This window comes from Pseudoclavibacter sp. Marseille-Q434 (genome assembly GCF_050315415.1).
In the GTDB taxonomy this organism is placed as follows: Bacteria; Actinomycetota; Actinomycetes; order Actinomycetales; family Microbacteriaceae; genus Pseudoclavibacter.
This window is the reverse complement of the sequence record NZ_JBNPQH010000002.1, coordinates 446730-466958: the sequence shown is the minus strand read 5'-3', so window position 1 is coordinate 466958 and position 20229 is coordinate 446730. Positions and strand designations below refer to the sequence as shown.

The window sequence follows — 20229 nt, the reverse complement described above, 5'->3', positions numbered from 1 at the left end:
TGGGTCTTGCTGCTCTTGCAGTTGGCGTCGCTACCCCGACCGCTCTCCTGACGGCTCTCGCGTCCGTTGGCACGGTCGATGCCACGGTCGGTGCCCGGCCGCCGCCGTCAGCCCTGCTGCGAGCGCGGATGCTTCGCGGCCGTCCCACCGTGTTGTCGCGTTGCACCTGACTGCCGCCGCCCCTGCATCTCAATGTACGACCGTGAGACGCCCTGCCAACGGTGAACGGGGTGGGAATCCGAAGGCCTAAAAGGGCGGTGGATCGTGCGAGGAGTCCGGGTCCTCCTGACCCAGGCGGTCTCCGGTTCCCGCCCCGCCCTCTGGCAGGTTCTGTGCCAAGCCTTCAGCGTTGTCTTGTTGCGCTGTTGGACGGAACTCCGGCTGCCGCGTCCGAGAGCCCGCCGCGTCGATGGCCGCCTTCTTCGCCGCACGTTCACGCCGGAACTCCTCCAGGAAACCGACCCTCGGGAAGCGCTGACGGCGATCCTCGTCGCCGGTGTCGTCAGCGTCGTCGGCATCGCTGGAGTCGCCTGCGTCGAGGGATGCACGGGTGTCGCCAGAGTCATGAGGACCGTGAGGCTCGCCAAGCTCGCCAAGCTCGGCAAGGCGCGCAGGGTTGCCAGGGTTTGCAGGGTTCGCAGGATCTGCAGGGGTGTTTGGCCCTCGCGGGGTTCTCGCGTCTGGCGGGTCGACGGCATGAGCATCCGCGGCAGGGAGGGGCGGCGGCAAGGCGGTGAGTCTCCCGAACTGCGCTGGCTCGTCTCGGAAGAGGAGCCCGGTGGGTGAGCTCCATTCGTAGGTCCCATCCGCCAGTTGCTGCAGGGCCCAGTCACCGTGGTGCTTGCCCGTGTGGTCGCCCTTGCAGAGGTGGCCGAGGTTGGGGAGACTCGTGGGTCCGCCTTCCTCCCAGGCCTTCGTGTGGTCGATCTCGCAGCGGTTCGCCGGCATCATGCAGCCCACGAAGCGGCACCGACCGTCGCGAACGGCGAGCCGGCGTCGCATCGCACTCGTCGGTCGGTAGCTGTCGACCTCGACAAGCGTCCCCTTGATGGGGTCGGTGAAGATGCGCTCGAACTCGGGAGCCGCGTCGATGAGACGGCGAACCTCCGCAGTCGGAACGGGGATGTAACCGTCAAGAAGGGCCGGAGCTGAGGCCACACGCGGCGGCCGAGCGTCGGTAGCGCCAGGCGAATCCGGTGGCACGCCCGGCACCATTCCGCTGTGCTGAGGCGCCGCCGGAGCAAGGTACGCCTCGACGGGGACCACGAAGGCGATCTTCGCCTCGACGGGGTCTCGGCCCTTCAACTCCTCCGGCGTCGCCCGGAGGAAGCTGTCGCTCAGCACGTCGGCTCGCACCTCATCCAGCGAACGTGGCTCCGGCAGAGGGCCCTCGTTCGGGTCAGCTGCATCCGCACGCGTCTCCGCGCCCGCGCCCGCCGACCCATCCTCGAGGTCGCCCGTAGACAGATGGGAACCGGCCAGCTGCCCGGCCGGATCGCCGGCCTCGGCCTCGAGAGAGTCCGCAGCGTGACCGGAGTCCGCAGCGTGATCAGAGCCTGCCGCGTGACCGGAGTCCGCAGCGTGATCAGAGCCCGCCGCGCGACCAGAGTCCGCAGCGCGATCAGAGTCGGCACGCTCTCTAGCTGCCCGTCGCTCGGCGTCGCTGATGACGCGCGCCTGCCTCGTCGTGCGGTCGAAGACAAGCCTGAGCTTCGCGTAGGAGTCAACGATGGACAGCTCGCCGAGCCCGTCTTCGAGCTGCGCAAGCGTGACCCTCCGAGTGCGGCGGGCCCGCTCGAAGCGCTCATCCAGCGACTCCTCCGTCAGCTCTTCGGCAGCGCGCTCCGCAAGCGCCTTGATGCGGCCAGGCGTCGTCGAGACTGCCTTCTCGAGCACCACCCTGCAGAACTCCGCCCTGCGGCGCTCGAGCTCGGCCGGGTCGGGATGCGCGATGCGAAGACCGGCGTCGACGATCACGAGCGCGTGCGCCCGACTGATCGCTCCGGCCTCCATGGCGCCCTGAACCGGCTCGAAGACCTTGGCAATCGCATACGCCCGACCGAGCTCGATCTGCACCGACCGCTGCGACCTTTCCGACACGGCCCCGATCTCGCCCGCAAGCGACCGAACCTCGAGTGCCGGACTTGACGTGCCAGCGAGCTCATCGCCGCGGAGGCCCATCTCGAGCGCCTGAGCGTGGAGCTCGGACTGCTCGCCGTGCAGCCTGTTGAGCTGCCGCTGGTTGTGGGCGAGCGCAGAGATCAGCAAGGCGCGGCGTGGGCCGGCCGCGCGGTCTTCGGCGTCTTGGCAGGCCTCGTCGACGACGGCGGGTTCGACGCCGAGTCGTGCCGCGAGGCGGTCGCGCACCTGACGGGTTCTGACGGAACGGGTGGGCACCCCTTGCAGCGGAACCTCGTCGCATGCCCCGTCGACGACGGCGAGTTCGACGCCGAGGCGAGCCTCGAGGCGGTCACGGACCTCACCCGTCGTCGCGGAACGACCAAGCGCCGCTGCCTGCGGTGCCTTGGTGTCGACCGGTTCGTTCTGCATGCCTGCATCGTCTCCCGGACCACCGACATTCTGCGTTTCTGGCGTCACTTCTTGGCCATGGGCGCCACATTCTCCGCGGGAAAGGGCGACAGGCGAGTCCGCCCATCACCCGACGAACCCCATTCACGGGGGTATCGCTCGGAAGGGGCAGACAGTGGACCGCCGCGAGCCCACCGCACCCGCGTGAGCTGAGCATCCATCCGCGAGCCCAGCACCCACCCGCCTGAACACAGCATCCATTCGCGCGCCCCGGCTAGCGTTGTCGCATGACTACACCGCTCGCGGCCCCGACGCTCGAGATCCAGCGCACGCTGTGGGTGTGGTGCGGCGTCTACGTGTCGGCCTGGGTGAGCGGCCTGCTGGTCGGTGCCCCCGACGTCGCCCCCAGCGACAGCTCGGCCACCATCGCCGCCGCCTACGCCACCTCGCCGAGCGTGCTCGTCAACGCGGCACTCGTGCATGGCCTCGCCGCCGTCGCCCTCTACGGGATGTCGACCCTGCTCGGCAGCGAGCGGATGCGCAGAGCCACCCGCGGCGCGGGCCTGGCAACGCTTGTGCTCTCGCTCATCCAGTTGGCCGGCGAAGCGCTCCTCACGTTCGGGCTCGCATCCGACGGAGCAGCAGGCGTGATCGGTCTCGACTCCGGGCAGATCTGGGCGGCAATCCAGGTCGTCGACGGCGTGAAGATGCTGGCGCTCGCGGCCCTCGTGCTGATCGTGCTGATCGGCCAGACTCGGCGCGTGCTCTGGGCGACGCTTGTCAGCGGTGCGACCGTCCTCGCGCTGCTCGTATCCGCCGCCGGCTACCTGACGCTGAGCGCACCCCTCATGGCCGGCGCCTACGTCGCGCTACCGCTGCTCTTGATCTGGGCCGTCGTCGCCGCCCTTCGCTTCGGCACGCCAATCGCCGGGCCGGAAGCCGCGCAAGCCAGCTAGCCGCCGAGCTGGACCCGCGCAGGCCAGCCGACCGCTGAGCCTCGGACGCTCGGACGCTCGGACGCTCGGACGCTCGGACGCTCGGACGCTCGGACCCCGAACCCCGAACCCGAACCCGAACGACGCAGCGACGCCCTATGACCTGATCGCGTCGATCACGTTGCTGCGGGTCGCGATGACGGCCGGGATGAACCCTGCGAGCAGTCCGACACCGACACTGACGACGATGCCGAGCACCGCAGCATCCACCGGGAACGGCACCGAGTCGGTGAGTCCGAGCCCACCCGTGATCGCCTCCTGGACAAGCGGATTCTGCAGCAGCACGATCGCGCAGCCGATGCCCACGACGCCTGCGAGCAGCGTCCCCACGACACTCTCCAGCAGGATCGAGAAGAAGACGCGCCCACCCGTTGCTCCGAACGAGCGACGGATGCCGATCTCCCGCACCCGCTGCTTGACCGTCACGATGGACAGGTTCACGAACCCGATCGTGCCGACCAGCAAGACGATGCCGCCGACGGCCGTCACCAGGATCTGCACGGCCAGGAACGGATCGTCGCCCCACGCCAGGTAGTCCATGCGCTGCGCTTCGACCGCTCCGCCTTCCCCGAGCGCCGCCTTCAGGTCCCGAACGATCTGGCTCGACAGCTGCTCGTGGTTCTCGAGGGGCAACCACAGCTCGTAGGTAGGGAACGTGGCGGAGTCCCCCTCCGCGCCAGCAGCCAACGGGTCGGTGAAGGATCCGCTCATCATGCCGCCACCGCCCATCATCCCGCCGCCCGAGCTGGCGCCGAGCAGGTGCTGCGCATCGCTGAGAACGTAGAGCTGCTCCGGATAGTCCGGGTAGATGTTCGCGGAGACACCGACCACGACGGCCGTCGTCGGAGCGGACCCTGCGACCTCGAGCGTCGGATGCTCAGCCATCGAGGGGTTGCCGAGCCGGTTCCACATGGTCTCGTTGATGACGACCGCCGGCGCGAGACGGTCGGCGTCACTGTCCGTGAGCCAGGACCCGTCGAGCAGTTTCACCCGGTGCATCTCCCCGTACGCCGGATCGACGATCATCGACTCGACGTCGGCGACCCCGTCAACGAACTGGATACGCGTCGCCGCGTACCCGGACGTCGATTGGTACGTGATCCCGTACCGTTCGATGGCGGCGGCGTACGCCGCCTCGTAGACCTCCACCTTCTCGTCGGTGGCCTCGCTCGACACCGTCAGCTGGTAGCTCGCGGGCCGGCCGCTCGAGCGTTCGGAGATCTCGATGGACGACTGCCGTGTTATCGACCCGAGCCCCGTGACCGCGACGATCGCGAACACGGCGATCCCGATCCCGACGAGCGCCAGCGTGACGCGCACCCGGTGCACTCGCAGCTCATCCCAGGCCTCGATGAACGCGCCGGTGACCTGCGTGAACCAGCTCATGCGCTCCCGCCTTCCGCGGGAGTCGCCTCGGTCGTCCTGGCCCTCGTCGCAGTCGCAGTCGAGGGCGCGGGCGAGTCGACGTCGAGCTCCAGGTCCAATTGCAGGTCTGTCGCCGTGCGCCTGTCCGAATGCAGGCCCGTGCCCGGATGTGCGACGGCATCCGTACCCCGGCCGGCGCTCGAAGGAACCAGCACGCCCGCATCGAGCCGCAGCATCCGGTCGGCTCTCGCCGCGACGTTCTCGTCGTGGGTGATGGTGACCAGCGCGGCCCCCGTCTCCTTCGAGATATCGGCGAGCAGCGTCATGACTCGCGCGCCCGTCTCGACGTCGAGCGCCCCGGTGGGCTCATCGGCGAGGATCACCCGCGGCCGGCGCACGATGGCGCGTGCGATCGCGACGCGTTGCTGCTCGCCACCGGAGAGGCGAGTCGGCAGCGAGTCGAGGCGATGATCGAGGCCCACATCGGTGAGCGCCTCCCTGGCGAGCGCGTCGCGCCGCCAGAACGTGCGGTCGCGGGCGTAGAGCAGCGGCATGGCGACGTTCTCCGTCGCCGTGCGTCCCTCGAGCAGGTTGAACTGCTGGAACACGAAGCCGATCTGGGCCCCCCGCATCCGGTCACGCGCCCGCAGGCGCAGCGCCGCCGTCGGTTTGCCGTCGAAGAGCAGCTCGCCGCTCGTCGGTGCGTCCAGGAGCCCGAGGATGTTCAGCAGCGTCGACTTGCCCGACCCCGAGCGGCCCACGATGGAGAGGTGCTCGCCCTCTTCGATTCGCAGGTTCACGCCGCGCAGGATGTGCAGCTCGCTGTCGTCGGCGGCCCGCACCGACTTCGAGATGTCGCGGAGTTCGATGAACGCCACGTCAGCCGCCGAGCATTCCGCAGACCTCTGTGCCGCTCATCGGGTCGATGAAGCAGTCCTCCGGGCTCGCCTGGTCGGCACCCGGCACGAACTCGAGCACGATATCGGTCTCGGAGACCCCCTCGGCGATCTGCACGAGCGTGCCGTCGGTGAGGCCCAGCTTCACGTTGCGTTCCTCGATGGCGCCGTCGGCCCCCTGCACGAACACGACGCCCGTCTCTGCCTGGCCCTTCACGGCCGTAATGGGGAGCGTGAGCACGTTCTCCGCCACCCCGCCGTGCAGCACCACGTTGGCTTCGAGGCCGGGGAAGACGGTCACCTCGGCAGGAACACGGCACGTGACGGTCGTGGTGTCCGTCGTCTCAGGGGCACCGGATGCGCCACTCGGGTCCTGCGCGGCGCTGCTGCTCTTCGCCGCTGCACCAGACGCGATGCGCAGCTCGGTGCACGTGAAGGGTGCCGGGCCGGCCGTGATCGTCACCTGCGCATCCGTCGGCGTCGTCGCGAGACGGTACAGCTGAGCCGGTGGGATCGTGCCCTTCACGACGAAGCTCGCCGGAGTGATCGCCACCGGCGCCTCCCCGACGGACACCTGCTGCTCTGCGATGAGGTTGAGCTTCGTGATCGTGCCCGAGGTCGGGGCGACGATCTCGTTCCACTCGTACTCCGGCTCGGCCGCCGGCGCGGGCTGGGCCTCGCCGGTCGCATCCGGTGCCGTCGGAACCACGGCGGTCGGCGTCTTCTCGTTGCGGATCGACGCGAGCACGTCGCCCGCCTCGACGCGGCCGCCCTGCGTCGCGTAGACGGCGTCGATCGTGCCCATCATGGGCACCTTCGCCTCGACGGCGGGCGACTCCTGCACGTTCGCGGTCAACGTGACGTCGTTCGTGATGGTGCCGAGCACGGGGCTGATCGTCGGCTCGACGATCTCGCCGGTCGGCAGGGCGGCGGACTCCTCAGGTGCGGAGCTGAAGAAGGCGATCTTGACGAGCGCGACGGCGATCACGGCCACCAGGAGGATCTTGATTCCCGGCCAGATCCAGGACTTCCATACGCGCACGCCGAGCTCCATTCTGTCCGCATCGCAGGACCGCGACGAGATCTGCGGGTCACGCCGGCCTGATGCGGAAGCCGACCCCGCGCACAAGGTAGCAGGGGCCGACCACACTGGGCGCGCCCATCCTGGACCCGGGGACTCGCCCCCTGCCACAATGAGACGTGACCACTTCAGCGCCTGACCTCGGCCTCCTCCTCGACGTTGACGGCCCCATCGCAAGCCCAGTGACCCGCACCGTCGCGATCCAGAGCATCCTCGATGACCTCGTCACGCTCGCCGCCGCGGGCGTTCCCATCGCCTTCATCACGGGCCGCTCCGAGGAGTTCATCCGCGAGCGAGTCATCGAGCCGCTCTTCGAGAACGGGCTCGCCGAGGCGCTGCAGCAGCCGGGCGCGCGCATGTTCGGCGTGTACGAGAAGGGCGGAACCTGGTCGGCGATTTCACCCGAAGGGATGAGCGAGCTGCAGATCGACGAGACGGTTGTACCGCCCGCCGCGTACGTCGCCGCGATCCGCGAACTGGGCGAGAGGGAGTTCAGCGACGTCCTCTTCTTCGACGAGACCAAGAAGGCCATGATCTCGGTCGAGCAGCGCACCGACGTCAGCTCTGAGGCCTACCTCGAACGGCAGAAGGCCTTCGACGACGCCGCGTTCGAGCTCGCCGCGCAGCAGGGCGTCGGCATGCGCCACGGCGACCGCGAGGCCCCGGATGCGCAGGGCCTCGTCCCGTTCCGCATCGACCCCACGATCATCTCGACCGACATCGAGTCGGTGAAGCTCGACAAGGACCACGGCGCGCGCCGCGCCCTCGCCGAGTTCAAGGCCGCCGGCCCGCTGCCGAAGCGGTGGCGCTCGGTCGGCGACTCGCGCAGCGACTACAAGATGGCCGACGAACTGCACGCCAGCGGGTACGACGCCGCGCACGTGGACGTCCGCCCCGCCGATGGCATCCTCGAGAAGGACTACGACGTCGTCACGTTCGGCGACCTCATCCACGACGATGCCGGCGCCGCGTTCCTCCGCGAATGCGTGCGCGAGCTCGGGCTGGAGAGCTAGGGCGCGCGAGTGCCCTCCCGCGGGCCCGCTGGCGCTCGCCGCCCTGCTCCCGCCCTTGCCCTCCTGTGCTGGTGCTCGCGTGCCCTCCCGCGGGCGCAGACCTGCGAGACATGCAGGTTCGTCTCGCGGGGAACCTGCATCTCCCAGAGGTCTGTGCCTGGACGGCGCGCAGTTCGGCATCATCGCCGCCGCCGCCGCCGCCGTCCTGCTCCAGTTGCTCCTCCTGCGCAAGGGCGCCGCGCGATCCCGCGCACGCTGACCCCAGGCTTGCCCCCAGCCTGGCGCTCCCCAGCGGCGCAGGTCTGCTCGCCTCAGTCCAGCGTGATGCGCAGCGCCGCCGCGGCCTCGCGCGCCCGCTCCCGCGCCTCGTCGACGTCCGCGCCACGCGCGAGCGCGACGGCGACCCGACGCTTGCCCGCGACGTTCGGCTTCCCGAAGAGCCGCACCTGCGACGTCGGGATGGCGAGCGCAGCATCCACACCCTCGACGACCGGCACGCCCGTACCCTCGGCGAGCACAGCGCAGGACGCGGCGGCCGGCTCCCCGGACCCCGCTCCGATGCGCAGCGGCTCCGACACCGGAAGACCGAGGACCGCGCGGGCGTGCAGCGCGAACTCCGAGACATCTTGCGACACGAGCGTCACGAGGCCCGTGTCGTGCGGACGCGGCGACACCTCGGAGAAGAGCACGTCATCGCCGACGATGAACAGCTCGACCCCGAACAGGCCGTAGCCGCCCAGGGCATCCGTCACCGTCTTCGCGACGACCTTCGCCTTCTCGAGCGCAGCCTCAGGCAACGCGGCCGGCTGCCACGACTCGCGGTAGTCGCCGTCGACCTGCGTGTGCCCGACCGGCTCGCAGAAGACGGTGCCGCCGACGTGGCGCACCGTCAGCAGGGTGATCTCGGAGTCGAAGGGCACGAAGCCTTCGACGATGACCCTGCCGCGGCCCGTGCGCCCACCTTCCTGCGCGTAGTCCCACGACGCCTGGATGTCGTCAGGTTCGCGGATCACCGACTGGCCCTTCCCCGACGACGACATGACCGGCTTCACGACACAGGGCAAGCCGACCGCTTCGATGGCGTCCGCGAACTCGGCGAACGTGTCCGCGAAACGGTACGGCGACGTCGCGAGGTCCAGCTCCTCGGCGGCCAGCCTGCGGATGCCCTCGCGGTCCATCGTGAGCTGCGTCGCCCGCGCTGTCGGCACGACGCGTGTGCGCCCCTCAGCCTCGATCTCGGCGAGCACCTGCGTCGCGATCGCCTCCACCTCGGGGATCACGATGTCCGGATGCTCGAGCGCGAGCACAGCGCGCAGCGCCACCGGGTCGAGCATGTCGACGACGTGGCTGCGGTGCGCGACCTGCATCGCGGGGGCGTTCGCGTATCGGTCGACCGCGATGACCTCGACGCCGAGGCGCTGCAGCTCGAGCGCGACCTCCTTGCCGAGCTCGCCGGCGCCGAGCAGCAGCGCGCGCGTCGAAGCGGGGGTGAGCGGGGTGCCGAGGGTGCCATCCGTCATGCACGCATTCTCCCACCCCCGTGTTTCCGGCGGGCGAGTCGCGCTCTCCGAACGCGTGAGACGAGCGTCTAACCGGCCGGCGAGGCGCGCTGCCACGCGGCCCACAGTCGGGCGTATTCACCGCCACGGCGAACCAGCTCGTCGTGAGCGCCCTCCTCGACGACCTTCCCGGCCCGGAGGACCACGATCCTGTCGGCGACGCGTGCCTGCGACAGGCGGTGCGCAACGACAACCGAGGTGCGGCCGCGGGTCGCCGCCGTGAGCGCGGCGTCGAGGCCGAGCGGGTCGTCGCCCCCGCCCTCCGCGGTCGCCTCGTCGAGCACCAGGATCGCAGGATCGCGCAGCAGCACTCGGGCGAGAGCGAGCTGCTGGGCGGCGGCACCGTCGAGCGCGAGGCCGGATGCGCCCACGCGGGTCTCGAGGCCCTCGTCGAGCTCGAGGAGCCACTCGGCCCCGACAGTGCGCACCGCGTCCGCGAGCTGCTGGCCGCTCGCCGCCGGTGCGCCGAAGCGCAGGTTCTCGGCGATCGTCGCCGCGAACACGTGGATCTCCTGCGTCACGAGCATCACGCTCGCGTCGCGCTCGCGTGCCACCGCGGGCCGCCCACCCACGAGGACCGAACCGCCCGTCGGGTCGAACGCGCCGACGATGAGCTGCGCGAGCGTGCTTTTGCCCGACCCGCTCTCACCGACGAGCGCGACCCGCTCACCCGGCGCGACAGTCAGGGTGACGTCAGAGAGCTGCATCCGCTCGCCGTCGTAGCTGAAATCGACCGCGTCGACTGCGATGGCGGGCATCGCAGGTAGCGGCGACTGCGTTGCTGGTGCCAGTTCGACGAGGGGTGCAGGCGCCACGTCACCCTGACTGTCGCTCCCACGGTGCCGGCCGGCCCCGACGACTCCCACGAGCCGCGCGAGCCCGACACCGGCGAGCTGCAGCTCGTCGATGCTCGACAGCAGCGACCCGATGGGGCCGAAGAGCGCGAGGAAGTAGAGGGCAGCAGCGGTCGCGCCGCCGATCGAGACGGCACCCGCCTGCACGAGCCAGAAGCTGACGATCAGGATCGCCGCGACGCCCAGGTACTCGCCCACGTTCAGGCGGCCGAAGAACGTCGTGCGGATGCGAGCCGCCTCGTACTGGAGGTCGATCGACCGCAGGCTGCGCGCATCCACCTCGGCGAGCTGAAGCGCTTGGCGGCGGAGCGCGCGAATCGTGTCGGCCCCGCTGACGCCCTCGATGATGACCTGTCCGCGCTCGGCCTCAGCGACCCGCATCTCCGCATACACGGGGCGGGAACGACGGATGAAGGACCGCGTCGCGAGCACCTCCACGGGCACGGCCACCAGCGCGGCGAACCCGAGCCACGGGTTGATGGCGGCGATGCCAGCCAGGGACAGCACGATCATGAACGACGACTGCGTGACCGCAGGCAGCACGCCGGATGCGGCCTCGGTCACGGACTCGACGTCGCCGGTCACGCGCGACACGATGTCCGACGAGTCGGAGCTCTCGGCCTGGCTCGCGCGCATCCCGAGCACGACGCCCAGGGCGTCCTCGCGGAGGGAGCTCACGAGCTCCTGCACCACCGCGACGAGCAGGCGGATGCCCGCGTAGGCGAGCAGTGCGGAGACCGCCGTGACGACGAGCAGCAGCACGCCGGGCGTGACGAGCGCGGCCACGCCGGCGCCTCCCGTGACGAGGTCGACGAGCCAGCCCAGGAGACGCGGAACGAGCAGCGTCGACGATGACCCGCCGAGGAGCAGCAGCACGACAGCGGCGATCCGCGTCCGGGATGCGCGCAGCAGGGCGGCGACGGCGTGCGCCGTCTCGCGGCCCGTCGCGATGGGCAGGAGGGCAGGCGTGCGCACTGTTGGCGCTCTCTTCGTGGTCATCGGCGGGCCAGTTCCTCGTCGGCGTGCGCTCCGTGGGCTTCGTTCCCCGCCCCGCCGCCAACCTCGCCGCCAACCTCGACGACCCGGTCGCAGGCGGCGAGCAGCAGGGGGCTGCGGGTGACGAGCAGCGTCGTGACCGGATGCGCGCGGAGCGATTCGGCGACACGCGCTTCGGTCGCCGGGTCCAGCGCGGAGGCGGGCTCGTCGAGCACCAGCACGCGAGCGTCACTCGCGAAGGCGCGGGCGAGCAGGACGCGCTGGCGCTGCCCACCCGAGAGGCGACGGCCGCGTTCGCCGAGCTGCCGGTCCCACCCGAGGGCGGAGACCTCCGTGAGCGCCGCGCGCTCTGCGGCTGTATCTCGGCGTGAGCTGGAGTTCGTCGGACGCTCGCCCGCCGCCGCGAAAGCCCCAGCCGTCGTCCCGAGTGCTGGCACTTCTGCCAATCCCTCCGTCACCTGCGCCTCGAGAAACAGGTTCTCTTCGAGCGTCGCCGAGAAGACGGTGGCGTCGTGGGGTGGCGCGAAGACGAGGCGGCGGTAGGCGTCGGGGCCGATCGTGCGGGCGTCCAATCCCGCGACCGTCACCTCGCCGGCCTCGAGCGGAACCCGGAAGGCGAGTGTCGCCGCAAGGTCGCGTGCGGCCGCTGGCGTCGAGGGCTTGATGCCGACGAGCGCCCCTGGGGTCACGTCGACGACGCTGCCGTCCGGTGCCCGCCACGCGAACGACGCGGGGGAGTCTGTGGACGCGCGCACCGCATCCACGAGCCCGGCCCCGCCGGAGTGCGTGTCCTCGATCGGCACAGCGTGCTCCTCACCGAGCACCGCGACGACTCGGACCGCCGACGCGCGCTTGTGCAGCCAGTTGGAGGCGAAGGTGCCCACGTGCGCGAGCGAGCCCTGCAAGTACTGGCCGAGCCCGACGACGGCGACGAGCTCGCCGAGCGTGATCTGCCCCATCGAGGCGAGTGCCGCCGCCGAGAACGCCAGGACCGCCAGGAACGCGCCGGACGCGACGCCGCTGACCGCGAGGTACCGCTGGATGCCGCGGTTCGCGGCGATCGCGCCGGTCTTCGCCTCCGCGCTCGCGTCCAGGTACCGACGCGTTGCCTCCGGCTGGGCGCGGATGCCGCGGATGATGCGGAGCCCCGCGACGAGGTCCGTCGCGACGTCGCTGGCGGCGCTCGCCGATGCCTGCTCTCGGGCGCCCCGCGCCTCGATGGGCTTCGACGCCGCGTGCATGCCGACGAGGATCAGCAGCGACGCGACGAGCACCCCGATGCCGAGCGGCACCGAGATGGCGAGCAGCGCGGCGGACGAGACCAGGATCGCCGCGGCGCTTGCCCCCTGCTGCACAACCGACCACGAGACGCCCGCGACTCGGTAGCTGTCGGAGGTCGTGATCTGCAGCAGCTCACCCGGGCTGCGGCGACTCGTGACCCTGTTCGGGTGCAGGACCCGCGTCAGCAGCGACCGCCGGAGCTCCAGCTCGCCGTGCCCGTAGATGCGCACCATGAGCCTCGCCGCCCACCGATAGGAGAAGGAGAGGACGAGGAAGTTCACGAGCAGCACGCCGAGCATCAGCGCGAGCTGGGCGACGTCGTCGGTGACGATGGCGCGGTCGATGATGACGCCGACGATGACCGGCACCAGCGCCTCGGCGGCTTCGTGCACGACGTAGCCGAGCGTTGCGAGCGTGAGTCGCCAGCTGCGCCCCGACGCGAACAGTGCGTCTCGCATGACGGATGCGGGGGTCGGGGCCTGGGGGTTCTCACGGGGCATCCGTCGATAGTAAGGTTCACCTAAGTCCCGCTAGCGATGCGTTCGGCCAACTTCTGTTGCGTTCCGGACAACCAGGAGATCCACCGTGTTCCAGGCGCTCGAATTCAGCCAAGGGCCTGCGACCGTCGAGGTCAGGCCCGTTGGCATCCCCGCACCGTTCCTCCTCACGACGGCCGTGCTCACCGGTCCGAACCTCGGAGACCGGGAGCCGCACGTGCATCCCGAGGGCATGATCATGTGGCCGTCGCGCGGCAGTGTCGTGGTGCTCGTCGAAGGCGCCCTGCGCACGCTCGCCGTCGGGCAGGGCATCTGGGTGCCGCCCTTCACGCCGCACACGATGGAGGTCGACGCCTCGTCGACCGGATGCTGCACCTACTTCACGAGCGACGTCGCCCCGGACTGGCCCTCGGTCGGCACCGTGCAGCTGGGCGCCGCCTTCCGCGAGCTGCTGCTGCACCTCGCCGAGTCGCCCATGCAGACCGACCAGCGCCTGCGGGCGCAGACGGTCGTCATCGAACTGCTGCCAGAGGCGACGAGCTACGTCGAGACGGTTCCCGTGCCCCGCGACGAGCGCCTCGCTCCGCTCGTGCGCCGCGTGCTGAACGACCCAGCTGACGATCGTGGCGTCGAGGCTTGGGCGTGGCAGCTGTCGCTGAGCGTCCGCACGATCGCCCGCATCTTCGCGTCGGAGGTCGGCATGACCTTCTCGCACTGGCGCACCATGGTGCGCATGGCCGCGGCCGCGCGGATGCTCGCCGACGACGTCCCCGTCGGCACCGTCGCGGGTCGCGTCGGGTACGCCACGACGAGCGCGTTCAGTGCCGCCTTCCGTCGCGCCATGGGGTCGAAGCCCAGCGACTGGCGGCCGTAGACCCGCGGCCAGCAAGGTGAGGTGTGAGGCTTCAGGCGTCAGGCGTCAGGCGTCAGGCGTCAGGCGTCAGCGTCAGGCGCGCGGCGCTCGGGGCCGGGCAGGAAGTGCATCTGCTCGAAGCGCCCGTACTTCACGACGAGGACCTCGACGAGGTCGCGCTGGTCCTCGTCGTCGATGCGGATCTGCGTGTGCCCGTTGTAGAGGAGCAGGTCGTGGGCGTTGGAGAAGATGAGCCGCTCCCAGCGGCTCGACCAGAGTCGTCGCCCGCGCTCGTCGAACGCGACGATGTCATCGTCGGTGAGCGTCATCATGGCGACGCCGTCGCTGCCGCGCACGATGAGGCCGACCGGGAACTCGGTCTTCTCGTACTCCTCGAAGTACACGTTGAAGCCCACGAGGGCGAGCGGATACACCGAGCGCAGCTCCCGAGAGACGCGGGAGACGCGCACCTGCCGCACCTCCGGGATCTTCTCGGCGGCTTCAGTCGGAGCGTTGTCCCCGCTGGCGGCTGCGCCTGCGGTGTCGGCGTCTTCCGGCTGGGTGCGGTTGCCGTTGTCAGTGTCGTCCGCGGCTCGCTTCGGCGCGACCGGTTCCGGCTCGACCGGAATGGCGACGATGCTGCCGGGGGTGTGGCTTTCGCGCCAGAGCTCCCACAGGCGCTGCTCGCTTGCCGGGAACGAACCCGTTGAGGTCGCGTAGGGCTGATCTTTGCCGATGACGCGGTGCGTGTACTGCCAGACGGGCAGGCGGCGCGGCCGGGGGCGGATGCTGAGGTCCCCGAACACCACGATCGTGGCGATCGCGATCACGGCGAGCACGAAGATGACGAGCAGCCCCCCGACCAGCTCACCTTGATTCACTCTCGAAGCGTAGCGCGGCGCGCGGGTGGCCCGCGGCCAGATGCGGTGGCAGGAACGCGACGCCGAGTGACCGCGGAACGATACGCCACGTCCGTAGGCTCGATGTGTTCTGAGGTAACCCTTACTTCTCGCGTCTGCACTCTGTCGAATGGAGCCACCTTGACCTCGACTGTCACCCGCCGCTCGTCCGCCCCGACCCGACCCTCGACGCACCGTTCCGTGCTCCGTCGCTGGACCGGGGCTCTCGCCGCCGCCACCGTCGGGGTGCTCGCGCTCGCGGGATGCGCATCCGGCGACGCTGCGGCAGCCGACGGAGTGATGGCGACGCCAGCGGAGGAGGGCGCCCTGCCAGTGACGATGACCCACGCCTTCGGCGAGACGACGATCACGGAGGCCCCCGAGCGCGTCGTGACCGTCGGCTGGGCGACGCAGGATGTCGTCGCCGCCTTCGGCACTGTCCCCGTCGGGATCCCTGAGACCTGGGGTGGCGATGAAGAGGGCTACTCGCCGTGGTTCCGCGCCGAGGTCGAAGACCTCGGCGGCACGATGCCCGAGATCCTCAACTACAGCGACGCCGGGGACCTCGACTTCGAGCAGGTGCTCGCGCTCGCACCCGATGTCATCCTCGCCCCGCACTCCGGCCTCACCGAGGTCGAGTACAACCGCCTCACCGAGATCGCCCCCACCGTTGCGTACCCCGAGAAGCCGTGGGCTTCCGAGTCGTGGCAGTCGCTTGTCGAGATCGTCGGCGACAGCCTCGGGCAGCCCGCGAAGGCCGACGAGATCATTGCGGAGACCCAGGGTCAGCTCGACACCGTGAAGGAGGAGAACCCCAAGTTCGCGGACACGACCTTCGCGTACGGCCTCACCCTCAGCGACGGTGGGACGGAAGCCGGTATCTACATTCCGACCGACCTGCGCGTGCAGTTCCTCACCGACCTCGGCCTGCAGAACACGCCAGCCATGGACACCGTCCTCGGCACCGTCGAGGGCGACAACTGGTACGGCGCCGTCAGCCTCGAAGAGCTCGACACCATCCCCGCCGACCTCTTCGTCGCCTGGTCCAACAGCCCGGAAGAGCTCGAGTACACGCTGAACCACCCCACGTTCAAGCTGTGGGAGCCCATCGCCACCGGCCACTACCTGTTCCTCGAGAGCGAGCCGCTTGCCATGGCCACCAACGCGCCGACGCCCCTCTCCATCCCATGGGCCCTCGACGAGTTCGTCCCCATGCTCAACTCGGCGATCGACGGCAACGGAGTAGGCGGCGCAGAATGACCTATCGCACCGCGTACGGAACCGAGGCGAGCGACTACGTCGAGCGCATCCACCGTGCTGTCGTCACCGGTGTCAGGCAGCTCGGACCCGGGATGATCCGGGTCACGCTCGGCGGCGACGACCTGCACGACTACCCCACGACGGGGATCGGCGACGAGTACGTGCGCCTCTTCTTCCCGGACGAGGCGCACCTCGAACCTCGCCTGCCGTTCGTCTCCGGCCGCGGCTGGGACTACGAAGAGGGCGTCGAGCCATCGCAGATGCGCACGTACACGATCCGCGACCACCGGCCGGGCGAGATCGACATCGACTTCGTGATCCACGAGGGTGGCATCGCAAGCACGTGGGTGCTCGGCGCGAAACCGGGCCACGTGCTCGGCATCAACCCGCCGCGCGACCTCTACGCGCTTCCGGAGAGCGTCACGAAGCAGGTGCTCATCTGCGACGAGCCCGCCCTCCCCGCCGCCTTGCGGGTGGCGGAGCTGACGCCGGACGTCGAGACGGAGATCGTCTGCGAGATCCGGGATGCGGGCTACGAGCTGTTCCCGTCCACAGGCCTCAAGGCGGCGAACTGGGTGCGCGGCTCCGGCAACGGCCACCGCCCGAGCCGCCTCGTCGAGACCGTCAAGCGCCTGGACATCCCGAGCGACGGCAGCGTCTACGTGTGGGTCGCCGGGGAGACGCGCGTGACCCGTGAGGTGCGCAACCACCTCCGCCACACGCTTGGCCTGCCCGGCTCCGCGTACAAGGTCGTCGGCTACTGGACCTACGAGGTCGAAGCCTGGACGGCAAAGTGGGAGGCGCTCGACGAGTCGATCAAGCAGCAGATCATGGACCTCTACGGAGAGAACGAGGACGGCGAGCCCGAGATGGACGAGGAGGCCCGCATCGACGAGGTCTTCCGCATCTACGCCACGGTTGGGCTCTAGCCGCGTCGTGGTCGCAGTCAGCACTGCAGGGCCGCGGGCAGCAGGGCCTCGTCCAAGCTCGGGCGCGCGCGGCAGCCGCCCGGATTCCCGCGGCAGAGGCCAGGATGCTCGTGGCAGCGGCCTGGCGAGCAGTAACGCGAAGCGCACCCTGGCCCTGGTCATCGCGCTCGTGGTGCTGGCCGGAACGGTCGCGCTGAGCATCTTCGTGGGCGCCCGCGCCATCTCGCCCGAGGTCGTCTGGGAGAGCATCCTCGGTTCGCGGGCGACGGAGGAGCACATCATGGTGCTGGACCTGCGCATCCCCCGCACCGTCGTGGGGCTCGTCGTTGGTCCCGCGCTCGGCTTGTGCGGCGCCCTCATCCAGGCGTTCACCCGCAACCCGCTCGCCGACCCCGGCATCCTCGGCGTCAACGCTGGGGCGAGCTTCGTCGTGACGCTCGCGGTCGGCATCTTCGGCTTCACCGCGCCCGGCCAGTACGTGTGGTTCGCGCTCATCGGCGCGTTCCTCGCGACCATGCTCGTCTACGCCATGGGATCCGTCGGCGGCGGCACGGCGACACCCTTGACCCTCACCCTGGCGGGGGTCGCGATCAGCGCCGTGCTGGGCGGGTTCACCTCGGCGATCGTGCTGAAGAACATCGACGCCCTCAATGTCACTCGCTTCTGGGGCGTCGGGTCGATCGGCGGCAGGTCCATGGACGTGCTCCTCACCTGCCTGCCCCTCATCCTCATCGGCGTGGTGCTCGCGCTGTTCTGCGCGCGCTCCCTCAACGCCCTGTCTCTCGGCGACGAGCTCGCCGCCTCGCTCGGGGTGCGCATCCGCTCGACCAGAGTGCTCGTGGTCATCGCCGTGACGCTGCTCGCCGGCACGGCCGTCGCCATCGCGGGCCCCATCGGCTTCGTCGGCCTCATGGTGCCGCACGTCGTGCGCTGGTTCGTCGGCCCCGACCAGCGCTGGATCCTCGTCATGTCGATCGTCATATCCCCGATCCTGCTGCTGGCCGCCGACATTCTCGGTCGCATCGTGCTGCCCTCCGGCGAACTGCGGGTCGGGCTCGTGACGGCCATCGTCGGCGCGCCCGTGCTCATCGGGCTCGTGCGCCGCAAGAAGGTGAGCGGGCTGTGACCGCGACGCGCGAGGAGAAGCCAGGAACCGCATCCGCGCCGAACCCCACAAGCGCTGCGCTCGGCGGAGCCCGCCGACCGATGAGTGGCCCAGCGGCCGGTGGCATCGACTTCGGCGACCGCACCTACGCGGTGCGCTTCGGCCGGTTCTCGAACCTGCACCGCCGCCGCGCCGTCATCGTGTGCGGCGCGATCGTCGTCGCCATCCTGGCCCTCGGCGTCGTCTCGCTCGGCTACGGCACGCTGGCACTCTCGCCCGGCGAGGTGCTGGCGGCGCTCTTCGACGCGGATGCGTCGCGCGCGCACCGGCTCGTCGTGTTCGAGTGGCGCCTCCCGCGGTTCCTGTTCGCCGTGCTCGCGGGCCTCGCCCTCGGCGCGAGCGGCGCGATCTTCCAGTCGATCACCCGCAACCCGCTTGGCTCCCCAGACATCATCGGCTTCTCGACTGGCTCCTACACGGGCGCGATCATCGTGATGCTGTGGATCGGCTCGACCTCCTACTACGCGATCGGGGCGGGCGCTCTGCTGGGCGGGGCCGCCGTCGCGTTGGCCGTCTACCTGCTCGCGTATAGGAAGGGGCTCCGCCCGTTCCGCCTCATCATCGTGGGCATCGGGGCGAGCGCCATGCTCGCCTCCGTGAACTCGCTCATGATGATGAGGGTCAGCCAGGAGGAGGCGATGCTCGCCGCCGTCTGGGGGTCCGGCTCGCTCAGCGCGCTCGGCTACGCGCAGCTGCTGCCAGCCACGCTCATCCTCGCCGCCCTCATCGTCGGGTGCGGGTTTCTCGGCCGGCCGCTCGCGGCCCTCGAGGTGGGTGACGACGCGGCGCTCTCGCTCGGGGTGCACGCGAACCGGACCCGCGCGTTCTCGACGCTCGTCGGCGTCGCGCTCACGGCACTGGTCACGGCCGCGGCTGGCCCGATCGCGTTCATCTCGCTTTCCGCGCCGCAGATCGCGCGGCGCCTCACCAACGGGGCGAGCCTGCAGCTGCTCCCATCCGCGCTCGTCGGCGCGCTGCTCCTCGTCGCGGCCGACCTCGTCGCGCAGATGGTCGACCTCCCCGTCGGCGTGCTCACCGTGTGCGTCGGCGGCATCTACCTCGCCTGGCTGCTCGTCCACGAGCAGACCACGAAGAAGGGACGTCAGTGATGACGATCGAAGCTCACACCGTTCCGGACACCACCCAGGCGAAGCCGGCCGCATCCGCTGCGAGCACAGTCGGTGCTGCCAGCGCTGCGGGTGTCTCCAGTGCTGCCGGCACCGCCGACCTGCGGGCCCGTTCCGTGCATGTCGGCTACGACGAGCAGCGCATCATCGAGGGCCTCGACTTCGAGGTGCCCGCGCACTCGTTCACGGTCATCATCGGCCCGAACGCGTGCGGTAAGTCGACGCTGCTGAAGGCCCTCGCGCGCTTGCTCAAGCCGAGCGACGGCAGCGTGCTGCTCGACGGCACCGACATCTTCACCCTCCAGACGAAGGACGTCGCCAAACGCCTCGGCCTGCTGCCGCAGACGTCGCTCGCCCCGGAGGGCATCCGCGTCGCCGACCTCGTCGCGCGCGGCCGGTTCCCGCACCAGGGCATGTTCGACCGATGGTCGGCGGCCGACGAGCGAGCCGTGACCGAGGCGATGGCCGCGACGAGAGTGGATGCGCTGTCGTCGCGCTTCGTCGACGAGCTGTCCGGTGGTCAGCGGCAGCGCGTGTGGGTTGCCATGGCGCTCGCGCAGGAGGCGCCCATGCTGCTGCTCGACGAGCCGACAACGTTCCTCGACATCTCCCACCAGTACGAGCTGCTCGAGCTGTTCCGCCGGCTCCGCGGCGAGGGGCGCACGCTCGTCGCCGTGCTGCACGACCTCAACCAGGCGGCCCGCTTCGCGACGCACCTCGTGGTCATGCGCGACGGCGAGATCGTCGCGCAGGGGAAGCCAGGCGAGGTGCTCACGGCGGAGCTCGTCGAGGACGTCTTCTCGCTGCCCTGCCGCATCATCGACGACCCCGAGACGGGCACGCCGCTCGTGATCCCCCGCGAAGGGGTGTGGGCGGAGTAGGAGAAGGTCTCTCTGCTCTCCTTCTCCCGTTCTCCTCTGCCGTTCTCCT

16 protein-coding genes are annotated in these 20229 nt (G+C 70.2%); 8 read left to right on the top strand and 8 right to left on the bottom strand.

The window, feature by feature from the left end; genetic code table 11:
* Positions 1–246 precede the first annotated feature (246 nt).
* Complete coding sequence (locus ACQFZP_RS09105) at positions 247–2550, bottom strand: HNH endonuclease signature motif containing protein (protein WP_211891119.1); 2304 nt, start codon at positions 2548–2550, stop codon at positions 247–249.
* 266 nt (positions 2551–2816) lie between these two features.
* Here ACQFZP_RS09105 and ACQFZP_RS09100 point away from each other — a divergent pair, with 266 nt between their 5' ends.
* Entirely contained in the window at positions 2817–3485 is a 669-nt protein-coding gene (locus ACQFZP_RS09100; RefSeq protein WP_211891118.1) for a hypothetical protein, read from the top strand.
* A gap of 135 nt (positions 3486–3620) precedes the next feature.
* On the opposite strand, the gene ACQFZP_RS09095 is transcribed toward ACQFZP_RS09100, so the two are convergent.
* Genes ACQFZP_RS09095 through ACQFZP_RS09085 form a run of 3 tightly spaced genes read right to left on the bottom strand, consistent with a single transcriptional unit; the run spans position 3621 to position 6827 of the window.
* Positions 3621–4910, bottom strand: coding sequence for an ABC transporter permease (locus ACQFZP_RS09095; protein ID WP_211891117.1), 1290 nt, complete (start codon positions 4908–4910; stop codon positions 3621–3623).
* Positions 4907–5767: an ABC transporter ATP-binding protein gene (locus tag ACQFZP_RS09090; protein ID WP_211891116.1), complete on the bottom strand. Its 861-nt coding sequence runs from the start codon at positions 5765–5767 to the stop codon at positions 4907–4909. Before ACQFZP_RS09090 ends, ACQFZP_RS09095 begins: the two co-directional genes overlap by 4 nt.
* Before the next feature lies 1 nt (position 5768).
* Entirely contained in the window at positions 5769–6827 is a 1059-nt protein-coding gene (locus ACQFZP_RS09085; RefSeq protein ID WP_211891115.1) for a hypothetical protein, read from the bottom strand.
* Between the two features lie 158 nt (positions 6828–6985).
* Here ACQFZP_RS09085 and ACQFZP_RS09080 point away from each other — a divergent pair, with 158 nt between their 5' ends.
* Positions 6986–7879, top strand: coding sequence for a hypothetical protein (locus tag ACQFZP_RS09080; RefSeq protein WP_211891114.1), 894 nt, complete (start codon positions 6986–6988; stop codon positions 7877–7879).
* A gap of 311 nt (positions 7880–8190) precedes the next feature.
* Here the strand turns inward: ACQFZP_RS09080 and purT are convergent, their stop codons facing one another.
* From purT to ACQFZP_RS09065, 3 genes are all read right to left on the bottom strand, one after another.
* Positions 8191–9399, bottom strand: coding sequence for a formate-dependent phosphoribosylglycinamide formyltransferase (purT, locus tag ACQFZP_RS09075; protein WP_211891113.1), 1209 nt, complete (start codon positions 9397–9399; stop codon positions 8191–8193).
* A 68-nt stretch (positions 9400–9467) separates the two neighbouring features.
* Positions 9468–11291 carry an ABC transporter ATP-binding protein gene (locus ACQFZP_RS09070; RefSeq protein ID WP_211891112.1) on the bottom strand — a complete coding sequence of 608 codons (1824 nt, stop codon included), beginning with the start codon at positions 11289–11291 and terminating at the stop codon, positions 9468–9470.
* Positions 11288–13069, bottom strand: coding sequence for an ABC transporter transmembrane domain-containing protein (locus ACQFZP_RS09065; protein WP_211891111.1), 1782 nt, complete (start codon positions 13067–13069; stop codon positions 11288–11290). Before ACQFZP_RS09065 ends, ACQFZP_RS09070 begins: the two co-directional genes overlap by 4 nt.
* Before the next feature lie 85 nt (positions 13070–13154).
* Between ACQFZP_RS09065 and ACQFZP_RS09060 the strand changes: the two genes are divergently transcribed.
* Complete coding sequence (locus ACQFZP_RS09060) at positions 13155–13940, top strand: helix-turn-helix transcriptional regulator (protein WP_211891110.1); 786 nt, start codon at positions 13155–13157, stop codon at positions 13938–13940.
* A gap of 59 nt (positions 13941–13999) precedes the next feature.
* On the opposite strand, the gene ACQFZP_RS09055 is transcribed toward ACQFZP_RS09060, so the two are convergent.
* On the bottom strand, positions 14000–14800 hold the full coding sequence (locus tag ACQFZP_RS09055) for a hypothetical protein (protein ID WP_211891109.1): 801 nt from the start codon (positions 14798–14800) through the stop codon (positions 14000–14002).
* Between the two features lie 159 nt (positions 14801–14959).
* Here ACQFZP_RS09055 and ACQFZP_RS09050 point away from each other — a divergent pair, with 159 nt between their 5' ends.
* Genes ACQFZP_RS09050 through ACQFZP_RS09030 form a run of 5 tightly spaced genes read left to right on the top strand, consistent with a single transcriptional unit; the run spans position 14960 to position 20180 of the window.
* Complete coding sequence (locus ACQFZP_RS09050) at positions 14960–16078, top strand: ABC transporter substrate-binding protein (protein ID WP_211891108.1); 1119 nt, start codon at positions 14960–14962, stop codon at positions 16076–16078.
* The gene (locus tag ACQFZP_RS09045) at positions 16075–17007 is read left to right on the top strand and encodes a siderophore-interacting protein (protein WP_211891107.1); all 933 of its coding nucleotides are present in this window, start codon (positions 16075–16077) and stop codon (positions 17005–17007) included. Before ACQFZP_RS09050 ends, ACQFZP_RS09045 begins: the two co-directional genes overlap by 4 nt.
* 7 nt (positions 17008–17014) lie before the next feature.
* On the top strand, positions 17015–18133 hold the full coding sequence (locus ACQFZP_RS09040; protein ID WP_211891106.1) for a FecCD family ABC transporter permease: 1119 nt from the start codon (positions 17015–17017) through the stop codon (positions 18131–18133).
* Entirely contained in the window at positions 18130–19281 is a 1152-nt protein-coding gene (locus ACQFZP_RS09035; protein ID WP_307852802.1) for a FecCD family ABC transporter permease, read from the top strand. Before ACQFZP_RS09040 ends, ACQFZP_RS09035 begins: the two co-directional genes overlap by 4 nt.
* Complete coding sequence (locus tag ACQFZP_RS09030) at positions 19281–20180, top strand: ABC transporter ATP-binding protein (RefSeq protein WP_211891105.1); 900 nt, start codon at positions 19281–19283, stop codon at positions 20178–20180. The genes ACQFZP_RS09035 and ACQFZP_RS09030 overlap by 1 nt, the downstream gene beginning before the upstream one ends.
* Positions 20181–20229 lie beyond the last annotated feature (49 nt).

Excerpts from the sequence above, each read along its gene's own strand:
- ACQFZP_RS09105 (WP_211891119.1), bottom strand. The coding sequence starts at position 2,550 with ATGCAGAACGAACCGGTCGACACCAAGGCACCGCAGGCAGCGGCGCTT.
- ACQFZP_RS09100 (WP_211891118.1), top strand. The coding sequence starts at position 2,817 with ATGACTACACCGCTCGCGGCCCCGACGCTCGAGATCCAGCGCACGCTG.
- ACQFZP_RS09095 (WP_211891117.1), bottom strand. The coding sequence starts at position 4,910 with ATGAGCTGGTTCACGCAGGTCACCGGCGCGTTCATCGAGGCCTGGGAT.
- purT (WP_211891113.1), bottom strand. The coding sequence starts at position 9,399 with ATGACGGATGGCACCCTCGGCACCCCGCTCACCCCCGCTTCGACGCGC.
- ACQFZP_RS09070 (WP_211891112.1), bottom strand. The coding sequence starts at position 11,291 with ATGACCACGAAGAGAGCGCCAACAGTGCGCACGCCTGCCCTCCTGCCC.
- ACQFZP_RS09065 (WP_211891111.1), bottom strand. The coding sequence starts at position 13,069 with ATGCCCCGTGAGAACCCCCAGGCCCCGACCCCCGCATCCGTCATGCGA.
- ACQFZP_RS09045 (WP_211891107.1), top strand. The coding sequence starts at position 16,075 with ATGACCTATCGCACCGCGTACGGAACCGAGGCGAGCGACTACGTCGAG.
- ACQFZP_RS09030 (WP_211891105.1), top strand. The coding sequence starts at position 19,281 with ATGACGATCGAAGCTCACACCGTTCCGGACACCACCCAGGCGAAGCCG.